Origin of the sequence: Hymenobacter sp. UYCo722 (assembly GCF_040547115.1) — a bacterium.
Classification (GTDB): Bacteria; Bacteroidota; Bacteroidia; order Cytophagales; family Hymenobacteraceae; genus Hymenobacter.
In genome coordinates, this window is sequence record NZ_JBEPPC010000001.1 from 1203675 (window position 1) to 1221959 (window position 18285).

Annotated in this window: 16 protein-coding genes; 9 read left to right on the top strand and 7 right to left on the bottom strand. The window is 61.7% G+C overall.

The features are described 5' to 3' along the window. Positions 1-56 precede the first annotated feature (56 nt). Complete coding sequence (locus tag ABIB44_RS05270) at positions 57-1490, bottom strand: D-alanyl-D-alanine carboxypeptidase (protein WP_354583568.1); 1434 nt, start codon at positions 1488-1490, stop codon at positions 57-59. Positions 1491-1780: 290 nt separating this feature from the next. Here ABIB44_RS05270 and ABIB44_RS05275 point away from each other — a divergent pair, with 290 nt between their 5' ends. Next, positions 1781-1978 (top strand): hypothetical protein, encoded by a 198-nt coding sequence (locus tag ABIB44_RS05275; protein WP_354583569.1) that lies wholly within the window; start codon positions 1781-1783, stop codon positions 1976-1978. 50 nt (positions 1979-2028) lie between these two features. Here ABIB44_RS05275 and ABIB44_RS05280 read toward each other — a convergent pair whose 3' ends face one another. Together ABIB44_RS05280 and ABIB44_RS05285 are read right to left on the bottom strand one after the other, a co-directional pair. Continuing rightward, positions 2029-2859: a COG4705 family protein gene (locus tag ABIB44_RS05280; RefSeq protein WP_354583570.1), complete on the bottom strand. Its 831-nt coding sequence runs from the start codon at positions 2857-2859 to the stop codon at positions 2029-2031. 62 nt (positions 2860-2921) lie between these two features. Continuing rightward, positions 2922-3800 carry an SdiA-regulated/phytase-like domain-containing protein gene (locus ABIB44_RS05285; protein WP_354583571.1) on the bottom strand — a complete coding sequence of 293 codons (879 nt, stop codon included), beginning with the start codon at positions 3798-3800 and terminating at the stop codon, positions 2922-2924. Positions 3801-4051: 251 nt separating this feature from the next. Between ABIB44_RS05285 and ABIB44_RS05290 the strand changes: the two genes are divergently transcribed. Beyond that, complete coding sequence (locus ABIB44_RS05290; RefSeq protein ID WP_354583572.1) at positions 4052-5359, top strand: sodium/calcium exchanger protein; 1308 nt, start codon at positions 4052-4054, stop codon at positions 5357-5359. Between the two features lie 146 nt (positions 5360-5505). Here the strand turns inward: ABIB44_RS05290 and ABIB44_RS05295 are convergent, their stop codons facing one another. After that, a complete protein-coding gene (locus tag ABIB44_RS05295) occupies positions 5506-7113 on the bottom strand; it encodes a Na+/H+ antiporter (RefSeq protein WP_354583573.1) in 1608 nt (535 codons plus the stop codon). Between the two features lie 215 nt (positions 7114-7328). Next, the gene (locus tag ABIB44_RS05300) at positions 7329-7502 is read right to left on the bottom strand and encodes a hypothetical protein (RefSeq protein ID WP_354583574.1); all 174 of its coding nucleotides are present in this window, start codon (positions 7500-7502) and stop codon (positions 7329-7331) included. A 194-nt stretch (positions 7503-7696) separates the two neighbouring features. Between ABIB44_RS05300 and pyrG the strand changes: the two genes are divergently transcribed. The 3 genes from pyrG (at position 7697) to ABIB44_RS05315 (ending at position 12023) form a co-directional block, all read left to right on the top strand. Further along, positions 7697-9343, top strand: a complete 1647-nt coding sequence (gene pyrG / locus ABIB44_RS05305; RefSeq protein ID WP_354583575.1) for a CTP synthase — start codon at positions 7697-7699, stop codon at positions 9341-9343. Positions 9344-9552: 209 nt separating this feature from the next. Beyond that, entirely contained in the window at positions 9553-11340 is a 1788-nt protein-coding gene (yidC, locus tag ABIB44_RS05310; RefSeq protein ID WP_354583576.1) for a membrane protein insertase YidC, read from the top strand. 125 nt (positions 11341-11465) lie between these two features. Then, positions 11466-12023 carry a DUF6438 domain-containing protein gene (locus ABIB44_RS05315; RefSeq protein WP_354583577.1) on the top strand — a complete coding sequence of 186 codons (558 nt, stop codon included), beginning with the start codon at positions 11466-11468 and terminating at the stop codon, positions 12021-12023. A 64-nt stretch (positions 12024-12087) separates the two neighbouring features. On the opposite strand, the gene ABIB44_RS05320 is transcribed toward ABIB44_RS05315, so the two are convergent. Together ABIB44_RS05320 and ABIB44_RS05325 are read right to left on the bottom strand one after the other, a co-directional pair. After that, positions 12088-12900 carry an alpha/beta hydrolase gene (locus ABIB44_RS05320; protein ID WP_354583578.1) on the bottom strand — a complete coding sequence of 271 codons (813 nt, stop codon included), beginning with the start codon at positions 12898-12900 and terminating at the stop codon, positions 12088-12090. Between the two features lie 32 nt (positions 12901-12932). After that, complete coding sequence (locus ABIB44_RS05325) at positions 12933-14627, bottom strand: ABC transporter substrate-binding protein (protein ID WP_354583579.1); 1695 nt, start codon at positions 14625-14627, stop codon at positions 12933-12935. Between the two features lie 190 nt (positions 14628-14817). Between ABIB44_RS05325 and ABIB44_RS05330 the strand changes: the two genes are divergently transcribed. The 4 genes from ABIB44_RS05330 (at position 14818) to ABIB44_RS05345 (ending at position 18193) form a co-directional block, all read left to right on the top strand. After that, positions 14818-15627, top strand: coding sequence for a ParA family protein (locus tag ABIB44_RS05330; RefSeq protein ID WP_354583580.1), 810 nt, complete (start codon positions 14818-14820; stop codon positions 15625-15627). Positions 15628-16071: 444 nt separating this feature from the next. Beyond that, the gene (locus ABIB44_RS05335) at positions 16072-16284 is read left to right on the top strand and encodes a DUF433 domain-containing protein (protein WP_354583581.1); all 213 of its coding nucleotides are present in this window, start codon (positions 16072-16074) and stop codon (positions 16282-16284) included. Positions 16285-16392: 108 nt separating this feature from the next. Further along, positions 16393-17376, top strand: coding sequence for a ParB/RepB/Spo0J family partition protein (locus tag ABIB44_RS05340; protein WP_354583582.1), 984 nt, complete (start codon positions 16393-16395; stop codon positions 17374-17376). Between the two features lie 58 nt (positions 17377-17434). Continuing rightward, positions 17435-18193, top strand: coding sequence for a DUF5683 domain-containing protein (locus ABIB44_RS05345; protein WP_354583583.1), 759 nt, complete (start codon positions 17435-17437; stop codon positions 18191-18193). Positions 18194-18285: the final 92 nt, after the last annotated feature.

An 18285-nucleotide genomic window follows, 5' to 3' on the forward strand; every position in this document is an offset into this window, starting at 1 on the left:
GGCTGTTCTCGGGGGCCAAAGCGGAATTTTGGCCTACCCGCGCCGAAGCAGCCGCCCTATAGTCGCTCGCGCACCTGGCGCAGCACGCGCTCTACTTCGTTGCGCATGGGGCCGCTCTGCACGACGTGGTTGTTGTTCAGGAAGCTGAAGGCCACCAGCCGGCCGCTTTTGGTGCGCAGGTAGCCGCACACATTCAGGTTGTTGCTGAGCGTGCCGGTTTTGCCCCACACCCAGGGGCCGGCGGTATCGTGGTAGCGCTTGCGCAGGGTACCCTGGCCGCCCCCGGCCGCCAGCAAACTCAGCAGGCGGCGCTCGGGCAGCTCCTGGTGCAGCTTGAGGAGCAGGCCGGTGAGGGTGCGGGGCGTGACGAGATTAAGGCGCGAGAGCCCCGAGCCATCGACCCACAGCACGGGGTCGGGCAGCGTGCCAAGCAGGTTTTTGCGGGCGTAGCGAATCACGCGGCCGGTGCTGAGCGAGTCGCGGTAGCCAATTTTGGTGCTGCACATCAGCAGCAGCTGCTCGGCCAGAAAATTGTCGCTCACGCGCAGCATGCGGCGGTAAAGCGAGTCGACCCGCAGCCCGTACAGCGTGCGGATGGAGTCCTGCCCCGGCCGGGGCTGCCACGCGGCGCTGCTGGTGGCCCGGCGCAGGGTGTCGCCCAGCAGCCGCAGCATCAGCCCGCGGCTCGTCACGAAGGGCGTTTCATCGACCCACTTTTTAGCGGTGGGCAGTACATAAAAGCGGTTTTCGTGCAGCGCGCGAATAATGTGGGTATCGGCGTCGAGGCCGGGCGTGCGCAGGTCGGCCGGGGCCGGGCCTACCAGCGGCGCAAAGTAGCGCGGCAGCACCCGAATGCGCGACTGCGCCGGTACCGCCGGCCGCACGGCCGCCACGCCGCCGTGGCGTACCGGCGCGGGCGGAGTGGCATAGAAGCGCACCGTGTTGCCGTAGATGGGGAAGGCCGTGCGCTCGGGCTGGAAGTAGTAGCCGTAGTCGTCCCAGGTCCAGCCGGGGCCGAAGGGAGCGACGGCAGCAATATCGCAGTAGGCTAAGGTGCGCTCGGGCCGGTTCAGCAGGAAGCTGAAGGCGCGGCGGTTGGGCACGTCGCCGTGCAGCAGCGTCGGGTCGCCGGTGCCTTGGAAAAAGAGTGTATCGTGGCGGCTGAAGTAACGCAGGCTGGGCAGCGAATCGGTGAGAATGTGCAGGCCGGCGTAGAGGCTGAATAGCTTCATGGTGCTGGCCGGCGTGAAGTATTTGGCCTCCTGGTAGCCGTAGAATGGGCGGGCGCTGTCGGCGTAGGCCAGGCTCAAACCCACCTGGTGCTGGCGCAGGATGGTCGAGGCCGCCAGCAGCGAATCGAGCCAGGGCAGCGGATGGCCGGCCTGCACCGCCGAAAGCGCAGCGGCCGGCTTATCGGTGGCCGACTGGGCGCAGGCCGATAATTGGGTAATGCCCAAAGTGAGCAGCAGGAAATAGAACGGGCGTAGCATCGGTCGCAACTTACGCAGCAAACGGGGCTGGGGTGGCTTTTCGGGTTCGAATAAATGACGGAACGAACGGCTGTGGTCCCGTGGTCACCGCTTTCGGGCGCTTGGTCAAATCAACTGGGAGCTGGCGGCGTAGTGGGCGGCTTGGGCCGCAATCAACCCTTAGGCAAACAACTTCAACTGGCTGCGCCTGCTGGCCATTCCGGCCGCACTGTGCTGTGCTTCCACGGCATCATACCCTTCGAACCTGACGCATCCACAACACGGAGTGCAGCAACCTGCTCGGCGAATTGGTGGTGAACCTACGCCTGTTTCGGAGGCGACTGCTGTTTTTCATCTCCGGCACCGTGAGCATCATGGCCCCGGCGCACGTCGGGGTCATTGCCGGCAACCTGCTGCACGTGGGCCGCTGTCAAGTGCCCATCAGCAAGCTGCGGCGGGCGCAGGTGCAGGCCTGGTTCAGTGGCGGCGGGCCAGGAAGCAGCGCGTAAACAGGGCATGGGCGGCGCGCTGCCGGTCAGGAAACGCACATAATTGGCGCTTATTCTTGTGGTTTCTCATTCCTGTTGGCAAGCGAAGTCGCCTGAAAATTCTCGTGGTCGAAGTTGAAGTCGCCCTGCGGAATAGCCACCAAGTCTTCTTCTTTTTGCTGCCGGCTTAGGTAAAAAACCAGCCCGACGATGGTGACCAGAAAAATCGCGCTGATAATGGTCGTACTGATGCCCAGCCCACCATCTTTCGGGGCCTGCGTCAGCCAGTCGCCCAAAGAAGCGCCCAGCGGACGCGTGAGAATGTAGGCCGCCCAGAAGGCCAGCACCGCATTCAGCTGCAGGTAGCGGTAGGCCAGGAACGTCACGGCGATGAGCCCGCCAAAGAGCAGGGCCGACTTTACGTAACCCAGACCCATGCTTTCGCCGATGAGGTCGCCGGCCGATGTGCCCAGGGCAAACGTGCACAGAATGGCCGCCCAGTAAAACAGCTCGCGCCTGGTGGTTTCGATGCTGTGCACGGACAAAGTCTTTTCACTGGCATACCAGAGGGCGAATACGAGAACCAGCGCGGCGGCAAACAGGATGGTGGTGGTGACGAGGCTGACGCCGAAGTTGTCGACCAGGTTATCCGAAATCAGCGTCCCGACGATGCTCACGAAGACCACGACCGTCCAGTACAGGGCCGGTACGTAGCGGTGGGCCCGCAGCTGCAGCAACAGGGCCACGACCAGCAGGCCCGCCATGAGCAAGGAAGTATTCGAGAGGCCGAGCTTCAGATTAAAGGCGAGAAAGTCGGCGGCCGTCTCCCCGACGGTGGTGGCCATAATCTTGATAATCCAGAAAATCAGCGTCACCGCCGGCACCTTGTTGAGCATTTTCATTCGCGTCGCTGGTTAAGTTATTGAATCAGATTGATAGCCTCAAGGCCCGGTCTGGGCACTAGTTAGGGCAGCTTATACTCGTACACTGCGCCTTGCTCCGTAGTGAGCAGCAACGTCTGGTTGTCTTTGAAGGCAGCGCCCTCGGTCTGGCCGGCCCCGGCCAGGCTGAATTGGCGGGGCGTGGCTTTCAGCACATCGGCCCACGAGTTGCCATCCAGCACGAATAATTCGCCGCGCGCCAGCAGCACCAGCCGGTGGCCGTCGGGGCGCAGGGCCGCATCAGTCACCTGGCCGGGAATGGCCAGGGAAGTAACCAGCTTGGCGGTATAGCGGCCGGGCTGGTCGGGCACGGTGTATACCTTGCTGATGCGCTGCTGGCCCCGGTCCTTGGTAAAAAGCCACACCTTCCCATCGCGCCAGAGGCTGGCTTCCACATCGAAGTTGCGCTGCTCCGGGGCGGGCGGAAAGGCCTTTTGGTCGGGGTACACAAAGCGGATGGCCCCGACCGAGCCGGGGTGGTCCGGCCGGAACCGGTAGATGGCCAGGTCGCGACGCTCGTTTTTGTTGTTGCCGCAGTCGCCCACGTAGTAGTTGCCCCGGAAGTCGCGGCTCAGGCTTTCCCAGTCGGTGTTGGGCGCGCCCACGTCCACGGTGCCGAGCAGGTGGCCGGTGGCGTTGAGGTGGAACAAGCGGGGCGGGTTGCCGTTGTCGCCGAAGCTGTAATACGTGCCGGCCGGCTCGGCCGGGGCCAGCCCCGAGCTTTCCGGCACCACCCCGGCCACCGAACCCACCGTGCGCAAGCCGGCGGCGACCGGGCCCGCGTCAAATAGAGGGGCCCGGTGTGCGGCCACAAGTGCACGAGCCGGGCGATGGGTCGCCAGCGGGCCGGCAGCTATGAGCAGCAGCGCCAGGGCAATCGGGCCAGGGAAAATAATACGCATGAAGCCGGGAAGGTTGATAAGTGCCCGCTATACGCAACGGCCGGAGTCGGGTACGGAAGAGCTGCATCGTCTTCCAGCACTGCTCACTCAAAGCGCTGGCCGGCGAGCAGCAGTAGCATTATTCGCTGGTAACCGCAAGGGACAAGCCTACCCCCGGACAGTACGAAAGGGCGCAATGAGGGCGTCGGCTATAACCGCCGTGGGACGGTCCCGTAAGGGCAGCACACCCTACGCTTGACTCCGCGCGCTCGATGAGAAAATTTTTCCTTTATGTGGTACTGGCCGTGGCCGCAACCTTGCCGGGCTTTTACCTGCGCCTGAGCCACCTACACGTCGCGCCCCTGCTCGAAGCCGCCATTTTCTTCGTGGCCATTCTCGGGGCGGGGTTCCTGCTCTCGTGGGGCGCGGAGGCGGCCGAGGAGCACGTCTCGCAGGGCCTGGTTATCGGGGTGCTGGCCCTGGTGACCGTCCTGCCCGAATACGCAGTGGACCTCTACTACACCTACCAGGCCGGCCTGCACCCCGGCTCGGCCTACGCCGGCTTCGCGGCCGCCAACATGACCGGAGCCAACCGCCTGCTCATCGGGGCAGGCTGGCCGCTCATCGTGGGGCTTTATTGGTGGCACAGCGGCAAAAAGGCCGTCGAGCTAAGCTGGGACAACGCCGCTGAAATCGCCTACCTGGCCCTGGCCAGCCTCTATTCCTTCGTCATCGTGTGGAAGGGCCGCATTGGGCTCATCGATTGCGTGGTGCTGGTGGGCATCTTCGCCGCCTACCTCTGGCGGCTGAGCAAGTTGGCCAAAGCCGACCACGACGCAGCAGAAGAAGCGGAGGACGACGACGACGAGGTAGGCCCGGCGGCAGCCCTGGCTACCCTGCCCGTCCGGCAGCAATGGCTGATTATGGGCGTGCTGACGCTGGTGGCCGTGGCCGTCATCGTGATGGCCGCCGAGCCATTCGCGGAATCGCTGCTCGCGGCCGGTCGCCAGTTGGGCGTCAACCAGTTTCTGCTGGTGCAATGGGTCGCGCCCTTTGCCAGCGAAGTGCCCGAGGTGGTGCTGGTGGTGCTCTTCGTGCTCAACAATCGCCCCACGGCCGCCCTCGGGGCCCTGGTCAGCGACAAAATCAACCAGTGGACGCTGCTCGTGGGCATGATTCCGGTGGTGTACGCCGTCGGAGCTGGCCACCTGACCAGCTTCCCGCTCGATGCCCGCCAGCACGAGGAATTCTTCCTCACAGCGGCCCAATCTCTGTTTGCCGTGGCGCTGCTGCTGCGCCTGCGCCTGAGCTTGGCCAGCGCCGTTACGCTGCTGTCTCTTTTCGTTGTGCAGTTCGGGCTGGCTTTTGCGTTTCAACACGACGAGGGCCGCACCATTCAGGTGCTCACCGGCATGGGCTGGCTCTACCTGGCCTTGGCGGGGGGCCTCTTTTTCTGGAACCGCCAAGGGCTGCGGCAGTACCTGCGCGTGGGCCTGCTGGCCCGCCCAGCGCTGGCCGAGCCGCAAAACCCGCGCGGCCCAGGGCATGCGCCAAGTCCTCACCACCCCGCTGACCAGTAATCAGGGCGAGAGCATCGCGCGCTCAAACCTATACTAGCAGCACGCCAATGCTTTAACGCCCAATAATGCCGCCCAATACCACTTGCTGCGCCGGCCAGCCAAAGCTTGGAGGATGGCAGCGGCGGCACCAGCGTTCGGGCGCTGGCCTAGCGCTCAATGTGCTTCACCTTGGCCTCGTCCAAATCGAGCTGGGCTTCCTGCTGGCGCAGCACTTCGTCGTCGAACGAGTCGTGGTGGCGCAGGTGGGCCAGGGCCTCGCGCTCCACACGCAGCACGTCGAGCAGCACGCGGTGGTATTGGCGCAGGACGTCGCGGCCCGACTGGTCGGTTTCGAGCGAGTTGAGCGTGCGGGTAGTGAGGCTGACTTCCGTTTCAAGGCGCTGCCGGAGGCGGGCGATTAGCTCATTGTCCTGGTTTTCGGCGGCCTGATGGGCTTGCAGGTGTTTCACGGCAGCCTGGCGCAGGTGCAGGCGCACGCTGGCTTCCTGCTCTTCGAGCGGGATGCGGTCTTCGAGCGCCGCAATTTTGGTGAAGCGGACGATGAGCGGCAGCGTGAGCCCCTGAAATACCAGCGTCACCAGTATCACCACGAAGGTGATGAACAAAATGAGGTTGCGCTGCGGAAAAGCCTGCCCGTTGGCCAGCAGCGGCACCGACAGGGCCGCCGCCAACGACACCACCCCGCGCATGCCGGCCCACCCCAGCACCAACGGTCCCTGCCAGCCGGGGCTGGGCTCGCTGGCCCGCACGCGCCGGCTCAGCCAGCGCGGCAGAAAGGCCCCCGGGTACACCCACAGCAGCCGGACGGCGATGACCACCCCACTCATCAGCAGCCCATATATAATCGCCTGCCCCAGGGAATAGCTGCCCAGGCCTCCCACCGCGATGGGCAGCTGCAGGCCGATGAGAATAAAGACCAGCGCGTTGAGCACAAACACCACGCTCGCCCACGAGCTCGTGGCCTGCAGGCGCGTGTTGGCATCGAACACCCGGTGCGAGAAATACGACATCAGCAGTCCCCCGCTCACCACGGCCAGCACCCCCGACACGTTCAACTCCTCGGCCAGCAGGTACATCACGTAGGGTGCCATAAATGTGAGCGCCGTGTTGATGCTGGGCGTGGTAGGCAGGTACTTGTGAATGAGGTAGAAGCCGCCCGCCACCACCAGCCCCACGGCCAGCCCGCCCCCGGCCACCAGCAGGAAACTCACCGCCGCCTGCTGCCACACAAAGGTGCCCGACACCACCGCCGCCAGGGCAAACTGAAACACAATCAGGCTGCTGGCGTCGTTCAGCAGCCCCTCGCCTTCCACAATGGAGGTGATGCGCTTGGGTACGCTCACGTCTTTGAGCACCGTGGCGGCGGCCACGGCATCGGGTGGCGAGATAATGCCGCCCAGCAGAAAGCCCAGCGCCAGCGTGAAGCCCGGAATGAGCCAATGGGCCACCACCGCCACAATGCCCGAGGTGAACACCACCAGCCCAAAGGCCAGCAGCACAATGGGCCGCCGCCAGCGCCAGAAGTCGTGCCAGGCGATGTACCACGCCCCTTCGTAGAGCAGCGGCGGCAGAAACACCAGAAAAATAACCTCGGGCGCAATGTGTATCTCCGGCAACCCCGGTACAAAACTCAGCCCCAGCCCGCCCAGCACCAGAAAAATGGGATAGGAAATACCCAGCTTCTGCCCCAGCATCACCAGCAGAAACGTTGCGAAGAGCAGGGTGAGCAGAAGAAGGAGACTGGAATGCAGCATGGGCATCAGGTTGGGTTGAACAACCCAAAGAAACGCCTATCTGCGCAAGTCCGCGAAAAGTTGGGCCGGGTAAGCCCGTCAGGCAGAACTACAGGCCGTCATGTCGGGTGTAGCCGAGGCAACTCACGTGCTTCGGTCATTTATTCACTGCAAACAGTGGGAGCAAGATGCTTCGGCTACGCTCGGCATGACGGTCTAATCTGCCAGCCAGTAGCCTACCGATGCCACAGCTGCCGGCCCGTTGTCGGACGCTTGGGCCTATCGAAAATCACCACGTAGAGCACGCCAAGCAAGGGAACGAGCAACAAGGCAACCAGCAAGCGGAGGTGCCAGTAGTGGACCGGACTCAGGCCCCAGGCATGAACGAGGTGATTGATGAAATGTGCCATGAATAAATGTACTCATTTCCAGCCGCTTTGCAATCCTTTGCCTTGAGCGGCGCGCCGTTTTTTTAACTGCGCGCATGGGCTCTGGTTTGATGGGCTTTGGCTGGCCCGGACAGCAGTTTCGCCGCCCGGCCCGGCCCGCGCCCTGCATATTTTCCCGCATGCCAAATTCGGGTGCCGTACTTTTGACTCCCGTCATGCCCGAACGCTCAATCCCCTCCCCCAGCGCGTCGGCAGCGAAATATATTTTCGTTACCGGCGGCGTCACTTCTTCACTCGGCAAAGGAATCATTTCCGCCTCGCTGGCCAAGCTTTTGCAGGCCCGCGGGTTCCGAGTCACCATCCAGAAGTTCGACCCTTACATCAACATCGACCCCGGTACGCTGAACCCGTACGAGCACGGCGAGTGCTACGTGACCGACGACGGGGCCGAAACCGACCTCGACCTCGGCCACTACGAGCGGTTCCTGAACACGCCCACCTCGCAGGCCAACAACGTTACCACCGGCCGCATCTACGACCACGTCATCCGCCGCGAGCGCGAGGGCGCGTTCCTCGGCAAAACCGTGCAGGTGGTGCCCCACATCACCGACGAGATTAAGCGGCGCATGCTGCTGCTGGGCCAGAACGGCCAGTTCGACGTGGTGATTACCGAAATCGGCGGCTGCATCGGCGACATCGAAAGCCTGCCCTTCGTGGAGGCCGTGCGCCAGCTCCGCTGGGAGCTGCCCGATGCCGACTCGCTGGTCATTCACCTCACGCTGGTGCCGTATTTGAAGGCCGCCGGCGAGCTCAAAACTAAGCCCACCCAGCACTCGGTTCGCGACCTGCGCGAGGCCGGTCTGCAGCCCGACATCCTGGTGTGCCGCACCGAGCACCCCATGCCGGCCGAGATGCGCCGCAAAATCGCGCTGTTCTGCAACGTCAAAATCAACTCGGTTATCGAAAGCCTCGATGCCGACAGCATCTACTCGGTGCCCCTGCTGATGCGCAAAGAGGGCCTCGATGAGCGCGTCATCAAGCGCCTGAAACTGACCGGCGGCACGTTGCAGCCCGATTTGGAAGCCTGGAAAGACTTCCTGGGCAAGCTGAAAAACCCGACCGAGGAAGTGACCATTGCCCTGGTGGGCAAGTACGTGGAGCTACCCGACGCCTACAAATCCATCAACGAAGCTTTCGTGCACGCCGGCGCTCAAAACGAGTGCAAGGTGACGGTGCGCAGCATCCAGTCCGACAACATCACGCCCGAAAACATTGCCGCGCTGCTGCACGGCTGCGACGGCGTACTGGTGGCTCCCGGCTTCGGCGAGCGGGGTTTCGAGGGCAAAATCGTGGCCGTGAAATATGTGCGGGAGAATAATATCCCGTTCTTCGGCATTTGCCTGGGCATGCAGGTGGCGGTGGTGGAATACGCCCGCAACGTGCTGGGCCTGCCCCACGCCAACTCCACCGAGATGGACGCCCTCACCCCCGACCCCGTCATCGCCATGATGGAGGAGCAGAAGAGCATCACCCAAAAAGGTGGCACCATGCGCCTCGGGGCCTACGCCTGCGACCTGCGCCGGGGCTCGAAAGCCGCTAAGGCCTATGCCCGCAACCACATCAGCGAGCGCCACCGCCACCGCTACGAGTTTAATAACCAGTACCTGCAGCAGTTCGAGGACTCGGGCCTGCAAGCCACCGGCACCAACCCCGAAACCGGCCTGGTCGAAGTAATTGAGCTTCCCACGCACCCTTGGTTCGTGGCTGGCCAGTTCCACCCCGAGCTGAAAAGCACCGTGGAGCAACCGCACCCGCTGTTCGTGCGCTTTGTGCGGGCCGCTATTCAGCACCGCAAGGGGTAGGACGCCTGCGATTAATGAAGTCGCCTGTCATCCTGCGCCCAGCGAAGGACCTTATCACCGCAGAGCTGTTTGCTGTAATATCAAACGTTCAACCGCGATGAGGTCCTTTGCTGGGCGCAGGATGAGAGGCGACTTTATTCTTAATTCCTCATTCTTCCTTAAGCACAGCGTCCCGCCGTACCTTTGCCCCTTCGCAACCTTTTTTACTAATGGATAGAAATTCAGCAACCGGCCTGTTCCTTATTTCGGCCTTGCTCCTCGTGTACCTGTTCTTCTTCAGCCCGAAGAACCCGGATGAAAAACCCGCCGGCAAAACCCCACCCGCGACCACCACTGCCGCCAAAGCACCCACGACGCCCGCCGCAACTACGGCCATGGTACCGGAAGTTGCGCTCGACACCACGGCGGGCCCGGCCAGGGATGTCACCCTGGCCAACGAGAACATCACCGTCACCTTCTCGACCCGCGGCGGCCGCATCACGGCCGTGCGGATGAATAAATACAAGACGTTCTTCGGGAAGCCGCTCGATTTGTTCGATGCCAACAGTGCCCGCATGGACACCAAGTTCCGGACCGTTGATGGCAAGACCATCAAGTTTTCGGATTTGAATTTCCAGGCTGTGCCGTCGCAGACGGCCGCGGGCTCGGTGCTCACGCTGAGCGCGCCGGTGGCCGGTGGCAGCATTGTGCAGACGTATTCGCTGCCCGCCAATAGCTTCGAAGTGAAGTACGACCTGCGCCTGCTGGGCCTGGAGCGCACCGTAGCCCAGGAGCCGCTCACCTTCACTTTCGTGGACCAGGTGCGCCAGACCGAGCAGGACCTCAAGCAGAACCGCAACAACACCACCATCAACCACTACCTGGCCACCGGCGACCAGGGCTCGTTGGCCGTAACCAGTGAGAAGCCCGAGGAATACAAGGCCGCCGGCCCCGTGAAATGGGCCGCGCACAAGCACGACTTTTTCGTGGCCGGCTTCATCGCCGACCAGCAGCCCTTCGCGGGCGGTGCCTTCAACGCCGACGTAAACCTGGAAGACTCCACGACCATCAAAACTCTGAGCTCGACGTTGACCATTCCGGTGGCCGAGGTGGAGCAGGGCCGCGGCCAGTACCGTTTTTTCTTCGGCCCGAACTCGTTCAACCTGCTCAAGGCCGTAACGCCTGAGTTCGACCGCAACGTGTACCTCGGCTGGGGCCTGTTCCGCTGGGTAAACCGGTTTATCGTGTTGCCGGTGTTCCACTTCCTGGAACAGTACATCAGCTCCTACGGCCTGATTATCGCGCTACTGGTACTGCTCATCAAGCTCGTAACCTGGCCGCTTACCTACAAAAGCTACGAGAGCCAGGCCCGCATGAAAGTGCTGAAGCCGGAGATTGACGAGCTGAAAGCCAAGTACGGCGACGATGTCACCAAGGTGCAGCAGGAAACCCAGAAGCTGTACTCCACCTTCGGGGTGAGCCCGCTGGGCGGCTGCGTGCCGCAGCTGCTCACGCTGCCGATTCTGTTCGCCATGTTCCAGTTCTTTCCCAACGCGATTGAGCTGCGCCAGCAAAGCTTCCTGTGGGCCAAGGATTTGAGCAGCTACGACGTGTTCATGAAGCTGCCCTTCTACGTGAAATGGTACGGCGACCACGTTTCGATGTTCACGCTGATGATGACGGCCTCGACCCTGCTCATGACCTGGCAGAGCAACCAGACCAACACGGCCATGCAGGGCCCGATGAAGACCTACAGCTACCTGATGCCCATCATCTTCCTGTTCGTGCTGAACAGCTTCGCGGCGGGCCTCACCTGGTATTACTTCGTGTCCAACGTCATCACCTTCGCCCAGCAGGCCATCACCAAAACCTTCGTGGATGACACCAAAATCCGCGCCCAGCTCGACGCCAACAAAATCAAGAACAAGGACAAGAAGCCCAGCGGCATTCAGGGCCGCATTGCCGAGGCCATGAAAGCGGCGCAGGAGCGCGAAGCCCAGGCCAAGCGCAAGTCGTAGCAGCCAGAATCTCTGCCCCAAAAAGGAACGTCATGCTTCGACTTCGCTCAGCATGACGTTCTGCTTTACCACCCAAACCGGCAATACCGAAACCGCAGGCATGGTTTTCGTATTGCCGGTTTTTTGTGCGCCTATTTTTACGCACTCATTTCATCACCCCAACCGCCATGCGCTTTCTCACGCTCCTGCTGCTCCTCAGCTCCTTCGGTTTCAGCATGGTGCTACCAGCCTGTGCGCAGCGCCCCGGCATCCATAAAACCAAGGCAAAGAAAACGGCCGCCAAGCCCGCTCCAACTACCGCCGGCCCGGCCTTCACCTTCGAGCGCACACCCTGCAACGGCACCTGCCCCGGCTATAAAATGGCCGTATATGCCGACGGCCGCGTGGCTTACGAAGGCAGCCGCGCCGTGCCGATGATGGGCAAAAAAGAGCTGCAAATGCCCGCCAGCGCCGTGGCGGCGCTACTGGCCCAAGCCCGGCAGGCACACTTCGAAAAATTTGAGAAGCGCTACGCGGGCTACACCTCCGACCTGCCCGGCACCATCATCGGCATGCGCCAGCCCGATGGCTCGCTGAAAACCGTGACGGTGGAAGAAGGCGCACCAGACAACGTGAAAAGCCTCTTCGCCGTCTTCGGCACCCAGCTCGACCAACTGGCGCAGCTGAATGGGTTGGAGAAGTAGCGCCGCCGGCATGCTTCGCCGCGTTCAGCCCAACCGTTTGAGTGGCGAAACCACATTTACCAAATTACCGGAACACCGCCCGGAATGCCCGCAACGCCGCCGGATGGTAGATGGTGGCATGCGTTTCCTGCGGCATGGCCTCGTAGTGCCAGTGGCCGGCGCGCGGGCCAGCGGCCTGCACCAGCCGGCGCGTAACTGCTGTGTCGCCCTGGCTACTGGTAGCTAGGTACACGCCAACGGCCGGGCGGCCAGGCACCTTTAGCCGGGTGGCAGCCTCCTTGGCCAGTTGGCCGTTATTCCACCACAGGCTGGGGTCGAAGGCGAGGTAGGTATTGAACAGCTTGGGCTCCAGCAGCAGGGTTTCGACCACGAACAGCCCGGCCAGCGACTCGCCCACGATGGCCGTTTCGGCCGTGGTGCGGTAGCGTTGCTTCACCAGGGGCATCAACTCCTCGCGGATGAACTGCCGGTACGCGGCCGAGCCGCCCACTTTGGGCGCGATTTTGCGGTCCTCGGCGCTGGTAGTTGGCCCCGTCAGGTCGCGCCGCCGCTGGGTGTTTTCGATGCCGACCAGGATGAAGGGCCGCATCGTGCCATTGCCCGTCAATACCTGCACCAGCCCGGCGACGTGCAGAAAATCCTCGCCAATCCCGCCGTCGGGCATGTACAGCACCGGCAGTCGTAGCGCGGCTGAGTCGATATAAGCCGGCGGCAAGTACACGTTGATGCGCCGGGTTTCGCCCAGTGCTCTCGATTCGAGCGTGAAGGTTTGGCCGATGCTTAATGGGCTCGCTGCGGAAATCGGACTGGTGGCCTGCGCGTGCACGCCCTGCTCCGCGGCCACCGCCAGCACTACAGCCCCGAGCAAAATCAACAAATTCCGCATCATCAGTTTCATGTTGTGAATGGCTACTCCTTGCGCACCCGTTCCAGCAGCAGCTGGTTCATGGGGTTCGGGGTGAGGCCACGCACGTTGTTCTGCGTCAGGCGCACTACCTCGTCGTAATACAGGCTGATAACGGGCGACTCTTCCACCACAATGCGGTCCATGGCCTGGTAGAGCGCCGTGCGTTTGGCCACGTCCTGGGTACGGCGGGCTTCGTCGTATAGTTTATCGTAAGCCGCGTTTTTGAAGTGGGTTTTGTCGGGGCCGGCGGGGCTGAAATTGGGGCTGTAGAACAGGGCCAGGTAGTTTTCGGCATCGGGATAATCACCGAGCCAGCTCTTGGCGAAGAAGGCCACCCGGCCGTTATCCACCAAATCCTGCTGCGCCGCCGATTGGTTAATGTCAATCTGGACCTGCACGCCCACGTTGGCCCACTGCTTCTGCAAATACTCGCCTATTTCCTTGCGTTCCAGCACGGTGCTCAGCCGCAGTTTCAACGGGCGCTGGGGGCCGTAGCCGGCGGCGCGCAGCAGCTGGCGGGCCTTTTGCGGCTGAAAGGTGTAGCCGGGCACCTCCTTTTCGGAGAACGAGGGCAGCGCGGTGGGCACGAAGCCCGAGGTGCCGGCGTGGCCCACGCGGTTCAGCAGGTAGGTCAGCATTTCGGGCTTGTTGAGGGCGTAGTTCAGCGCCTGGCGCACGCGCTTATCGCGCAGGGCCCGCCCCTGCACGGCCTGCTCCCCAATCAGATTGGCCGAATCGAGCTGAAAACCCAGGTACTCGGTGTTCAGGTACGGCGCTTTCTGCACCGTGAACTTGCCCTTGAAATCTTCCCGGATAGTGCCGTCGGGGTGCATAATCAGGTCGCGCGAGCCGGCCCGGATACCCGACAGAAAATCCAGCTTGCCCTGCATAAAGGTCAGAAACTCGGTTTTGCGGTCGGGCAGGAAGCTCACGGCCACGGCATCCAGATAAGGCAACTTGCGGCCCTGCTGGTCGGTGCGCCAGTAATTAGGGTTGCGCTCGTAGAGCAGCACGTTGCCCTCGTCCCAGAGTTTGAACCGGAACGGCCCCGTGCCCACCGGATGCTCGCGGAAATCCTTGCCGTATTTCTCTACCGCCTCGTGTGGCACTACGTAGGCGTACGGCATGGTGAGGATGCCCAGAAACGGAATAAACGGCTCCTTGAGGTGAATGCGCAGCGTCGAGTCATTCGCCGCCACAAAAGCCGTGTCGCTGATGCTGCCATCGGGCTTCTCCAGCACCTTGCCCCGAAAAATCCAGCCGCCCGAGCTGGCCGTGGCCGCATCCAGAATGCGCTTGAAGCTATAGACGAAGTCGGCGGCAATCACTTCCCGGCCCTTGCCGCTGGCAAAAACGTCGCTGTCGTGAAACCGCACGCCCGGCCGCAGCACGAACGTGTACGTTCTCCCATCAGGCGAAATCGAGTAGCGGCGGGCCAGCGCGGGCACCGGCAGCAGGGTCGAATCCAGCTCCATCAACCCGTTGAACAGCTGCGACACGGCCCAGGAATTGGCTTGGTTGCGGGCAAAGGCGGGGTCGAGCGAGGACAGCGCCTCGGGCTGGTTGTAGCGGAACACACGGCGCTCGTCGGCGGCCGGGCGGGCCGCGTCGTGGCAGCCGGCCAGCGCCAGCGCGCCCAGCCAGAATCCAAAAGGTTTAGCCAATAAGCTAGCCCAACGAGCCAAAAAAGGGGCCATGCGAACAGGGAAAGAATGTATCTTTGTGCGGAAGCTGATACAATGCTACGGCAAAAGTTATTAGTTATTAGTTGCCAGTTGTTCGTTGTCAGTTGTTAGTCCATGAGGCTCAGAAGGCCCGCGAACTCACCCTGAACATCAAACAACCAGCAACTGACAACGAACAACTGACAACTGACAACTAACTCCAATGGGAAAAATCATCGCGGTAGCCAATCAGAAAGGCGGCGTGGGCAAAACCACTACCTCCATTAACCTCGCGGCGTCCCTGGCCGCCCTGGACTACCGGACCCTGCTCGTCGATGCCGACCCCCAGGCCAACGCCACCTCCGGCGTGGGCTACGACCCCAAGGACATCCAGAACAGCATCTACGAGTGCATGGTCGACGGCATCAATGCCCGCGACATCATCGTGCCCACCAACATTCTGCCCCACCTCGACCTCATGCCTTCCCACATCGACCTGGTGGGGGCCGAGGTAGAGATGATAAACCTGCCCAACCGCGAGGAGAAGATGAAGGAGGCCCTGCGCCCCCTCGCCGCCGAGTACGACTTCATCATCATCGACTGCTCGCCCTCGCTCGGCCTCATCACGGTCAACGCCCTCACGGCGGCGCACTCGGTCATTATCCCGGTGCAGTGCGAGTATTTCGCCCTCGAAGGCCTGGGTAAGCTGCTGAATACCATCAAAATCATTCAGAGCCGCCTCAACACCGAGCTCGAAATTGAAGGCATCCTGCTCACGATGTACGACGTGCGCCTGCGCCTCTCCAACCAAGTAGTGGAGGAAGTGCGGATGCACTTCCAGCAGCTGGCCTTCGACACCATCATCCCCCGCAACGTGAAGCTGAGCGAGTCGCCCAGCTTCGGCATCCCCGTCATCCTGCACGATGCCGAGAGCAAAGGCTCCATCAGCTACCTCAACCTGGCCCGTGAAATCGTGGAAAAGAATAGCGTGGAAGCCAGCCCCGAGGAAACGGCGGAGGACGAGCGGATTTAGGGTTGGCTTTATTCGGTTCAGCTTGTGATTGATAAACGGACCGACCCAATTGCCTGGGCCACTCTCATGTATGAGTTAGAAGATGCACAAGAACATCTGGCGAACTTATGCAAAGAACTGAATAGCAACAGTGACTACAGCGACATTGAGTTTCGAATCGATATCGCTCATATCTATTCCCACTTGAATCGGGCTTGGAATGGAAGAAACGCCACGGAGCAACAGTCAGAAGACGCAACTCTCTGGCGGGAATGGAGTCAGTTACCAACTGATATTGAACCACTGTAAGCGAGTTGCGAGAGTCGCACAGCCCCAGCGGGACATCATATCGGTAGCAACTCTAACTTCCACAGTTTCTCAAAGCCCCGTGGGAGCGGCATTCTTGACACGATTGTCGCCCCCACGGGGCTTAATAAATATATGAGCTTGTAAATTGCTTTCATCGTGTACCCTTGCCCTACCCATCCGCTCATTGGTATCGACCCGGAAATCCGATTCGGCCGCGCCTGTCTGCTGGGTACGCGCATCAGCGTTGATGATGTGCTGAACTGGCTGGGCAACGGCATGAGTCACGCCGATATTATGGAGGATTTTCCGGAACTGAGCGAGGAATCAATTCAAGCTTGCTTACACTACGCAGCTAGCTCGGAAGGTTAATTTTAACCTCAACCGCCCGCGCCAAACATTCCGGCTTGCCCTTCGCCCAACAATCCGTAATTTTGACATCCGTTGCCGCAGGCCTTTTATGGGCGTGGCCGATGAACTATGGCTCTAGAGAGAAACGAAGAGAAATTGCAAGCTGCCCTGGCCGCCGCCGCTACCGTAAAACGCAAGAGTGGCCTGGGCCGGGGCCTCAACGCCCTGATTGAAGGCAGCTACGACAAGAAAGGCGAGCGGCCCGGCTCCAGCGAGCGCCTGGTGTCGCACCCCGTCAACTCGGTGGGCTTCATTTCCGTCGAGCACATTGAGGCCAATCCCTACCAGCCCCGCACCCATTTCGACAAGGAAGCCCTGCAGGAACTGGCCGACAGTATCAAAATCCAAGGCATTATTCAGCCCGTGACGCTGCGCCAGCTCGGCACCAACTCGTACCAGCTCATCAGTGGCGAGCGGCGCCTGCAGGCCTCCAAGCTGGCGGGCCTGGAGACGATTCCAGCCTACATCCGCAAGGCCGACGACCAGCAGATGCTGGAAATGGCCCTGATTGAGAACATTCAGCGCGAAAACCTGAATGCCATCGAAATTGCCCTCAGCTACCAGCGCCTGCTGAGTGAGTGCAACCTGCGCCAGGAAGACCTCGGCGACCGCGTGGGCAAGAACCGCACGACCGTCACCAACTACCTGCGCCTGCTGAAGCTGCCGCCCGACGTGCAGATTGGCCTGCGCGACGCCGAAATCAGCATGGGCCACGCCCGCGCCCTCATCGGCCTCGACGATGCCAAGCTGCAGGTCGAGCTGTTCCGCAAAACGGTGGCCGAGGAACTTTCCGTGCGCCGCGTGGAGGAGCTGGTGCGCAACGGCTACGGCCGCAACAGCGCCGAGGCCAAGCCCAAGGCCGATGGCGATACCACACCGTCCCCGGCCGCCGTGCCGGTAGCCGAAATCCGCCGCGCCGAGCGCCACCTCACCGACCGTTTCGGCTCGCGGGTGCAGGTGCGCCCCACGCCCAAAGGCAACGGCGAAATCAAAATCGCCTTCGATTCGGTGGAGGACATGCAGCGCATTCTGCACATTCTGCAGCCGTCGTAACACCCAAACCGGAATGCCGGTACGCTAAATCCCGGCAAATGCCGTTAGCTGGTTTGTTATGAAAAAACGAATTCCTCGCTTTATCGCCCTCGGGTTGCTGCTAAGCGGCCTGTTTGTCAATTCCGTCGCCCGGGCCCAGGTATTCGACCCAAATGCCCCCGCTACCCGCAGCTCGGCCGAGATTCTGGCCGATACCACCGAGCGCCGCGAGGTAGTGGTGACGCCCACCGCCAAGCGCCAGAAAGCCGCCGCCGATTCGGCCAAGCGCACCGAGCATATGTTCCGAGCGTTTGGTTATCCCGGAATACGCCTTACGCGGCCGGGCAAGGCGGCGCTGTTGGCCGCCATTCTCCCTGGCGCGGGCCAGATTTATAACCGCCGCTTGTGGAAGCTGCCCCTCGTATACGGGGCCGTGGGCGGCACCATCGCGGGCGAGATATTCTATCAGCAGCGCTACCGGCAGTTCGCCGACGCTTACAATAACCTCACTAATCCAACCGCCATCAATCCCAGCACGAACGTGCGCTATCAGCTTGGCGATGAATTGCTGGGGCCGCAAGCCAGAACGTTTAAAACCATCGATGCTATCAACAATGGTATCGTGTTCTACCGGGGCTACCGCGACATTTTCTACCTCTACATCGGCATTGCCTACAGCCTGCAAATCGTGGATGCGCTGGTGGATGCGCACCTGCAGGACTTTGACGTGAGCACCGACCTGAGCCTGCACTGGGAACCCCAGCTGCTGCCCACGCCCGGCCAGCCTTGGGCGCTACCCACCAACCCCGGCGTGCTGTTCGCGCTGCGGGTCCGCTGATTCGTTGTCAGTTCCTCGTTATCGGTTGTCGGTTTTGATGATGCGACAATTGAGCTACCCAACAACTGACAACCAACAACTGCCAATTAACC

Excerpts from the sequence above, each read along its gene's own strand:
- ABIB44_RS05295 (WP_354583573.1), bottom strand. The coding sequence starts at position 7,113 with ATGCTGCATTCCAGTCTCCTTCTTCTGCTCACCCTGCTCTTCGCAACG.
- pyrG (WP_354583575.1), top strand. The coding sequence starts at position 7,697 with ATGCCCGAACGCTCAATCCCCTCCCCCAGCGCGTCGGCAGCGAAATAT.
- ABIB44_RS05280 (WP_354583570.1), bottom strand. The coding sequence starts at position 2,859 with ATGAAAATGCTCAACAAGGTGCCGGCGGTGACGCTGATTTTCTGGATT.
- ABIB44_RS05270 (WP_354583568.1), bottom strand. The coding sequence starts at position 1,490 with ATGCTACGCCCGTTCTATTTCCTGCTGCTCACTTTGGGCATTACCCAA.
- yidC (WP_354583576.1), top strand. The coding sequence starts at position 9,553 with ATGGATAGAAATTCAGCAACCGGCCTGTTCCTTATTTCGGCCTTGCTC.
- ABIB44_RS05330 (WP_354583580.1), top strand. The coding sequence starts at position 14,818 with ATGGGAAAAATCATCGCGGTAGCCAATCAGAAAGGCGGCGTGGGCAAA.
- ABIB44_RS05285 (WP_354583571.1), bottom strand. The coding sequence starts at position 3,800 with ATGCGTATTATTTTCCCTGGCCCGATTGCCCTGGCGCTGCTGCTCATA.
- ABIB44_RS05300 (WP_354583574.1), bottom strand. The coding sequence starts at position 7,502 with ATGGCACATTTCATCAATCACCTCGTTCATGCCTGGGGCCTGAGTCCG.
- ABIB44_RS05290 (WP_354583572.1), top strand. The coding sequence starts at position 4,052 with ATGAGAAAATTTTTCCTTTATGTGGTACTGGCCGTGGCCGCAACCTTG.
- ABIB44_RS05340 (WP_354583582.1), top strand. The coding sequence starts at position 16,393 with ATGGCTCTAGAGAGAAACGAAGAGAAATTGCAAGCTGCCCTGGCCGCC.
- ABIB44_RS05345 (WP_354583583.1), top strand. The coding sequence starts at position 17,435 with ATGAAAAAACGAATTCCTCGCTTTATCGCCCTCGGGTTGCTGCTAAGC.
- ABIB44_RS05325 (WP_354583579.1), bottom strand. The coding sequence starts at position 14,627 with ATGGCCCCTTTTTTGGCTCGTTGGGCTAGCTTATTGGCTAAACCTTTT.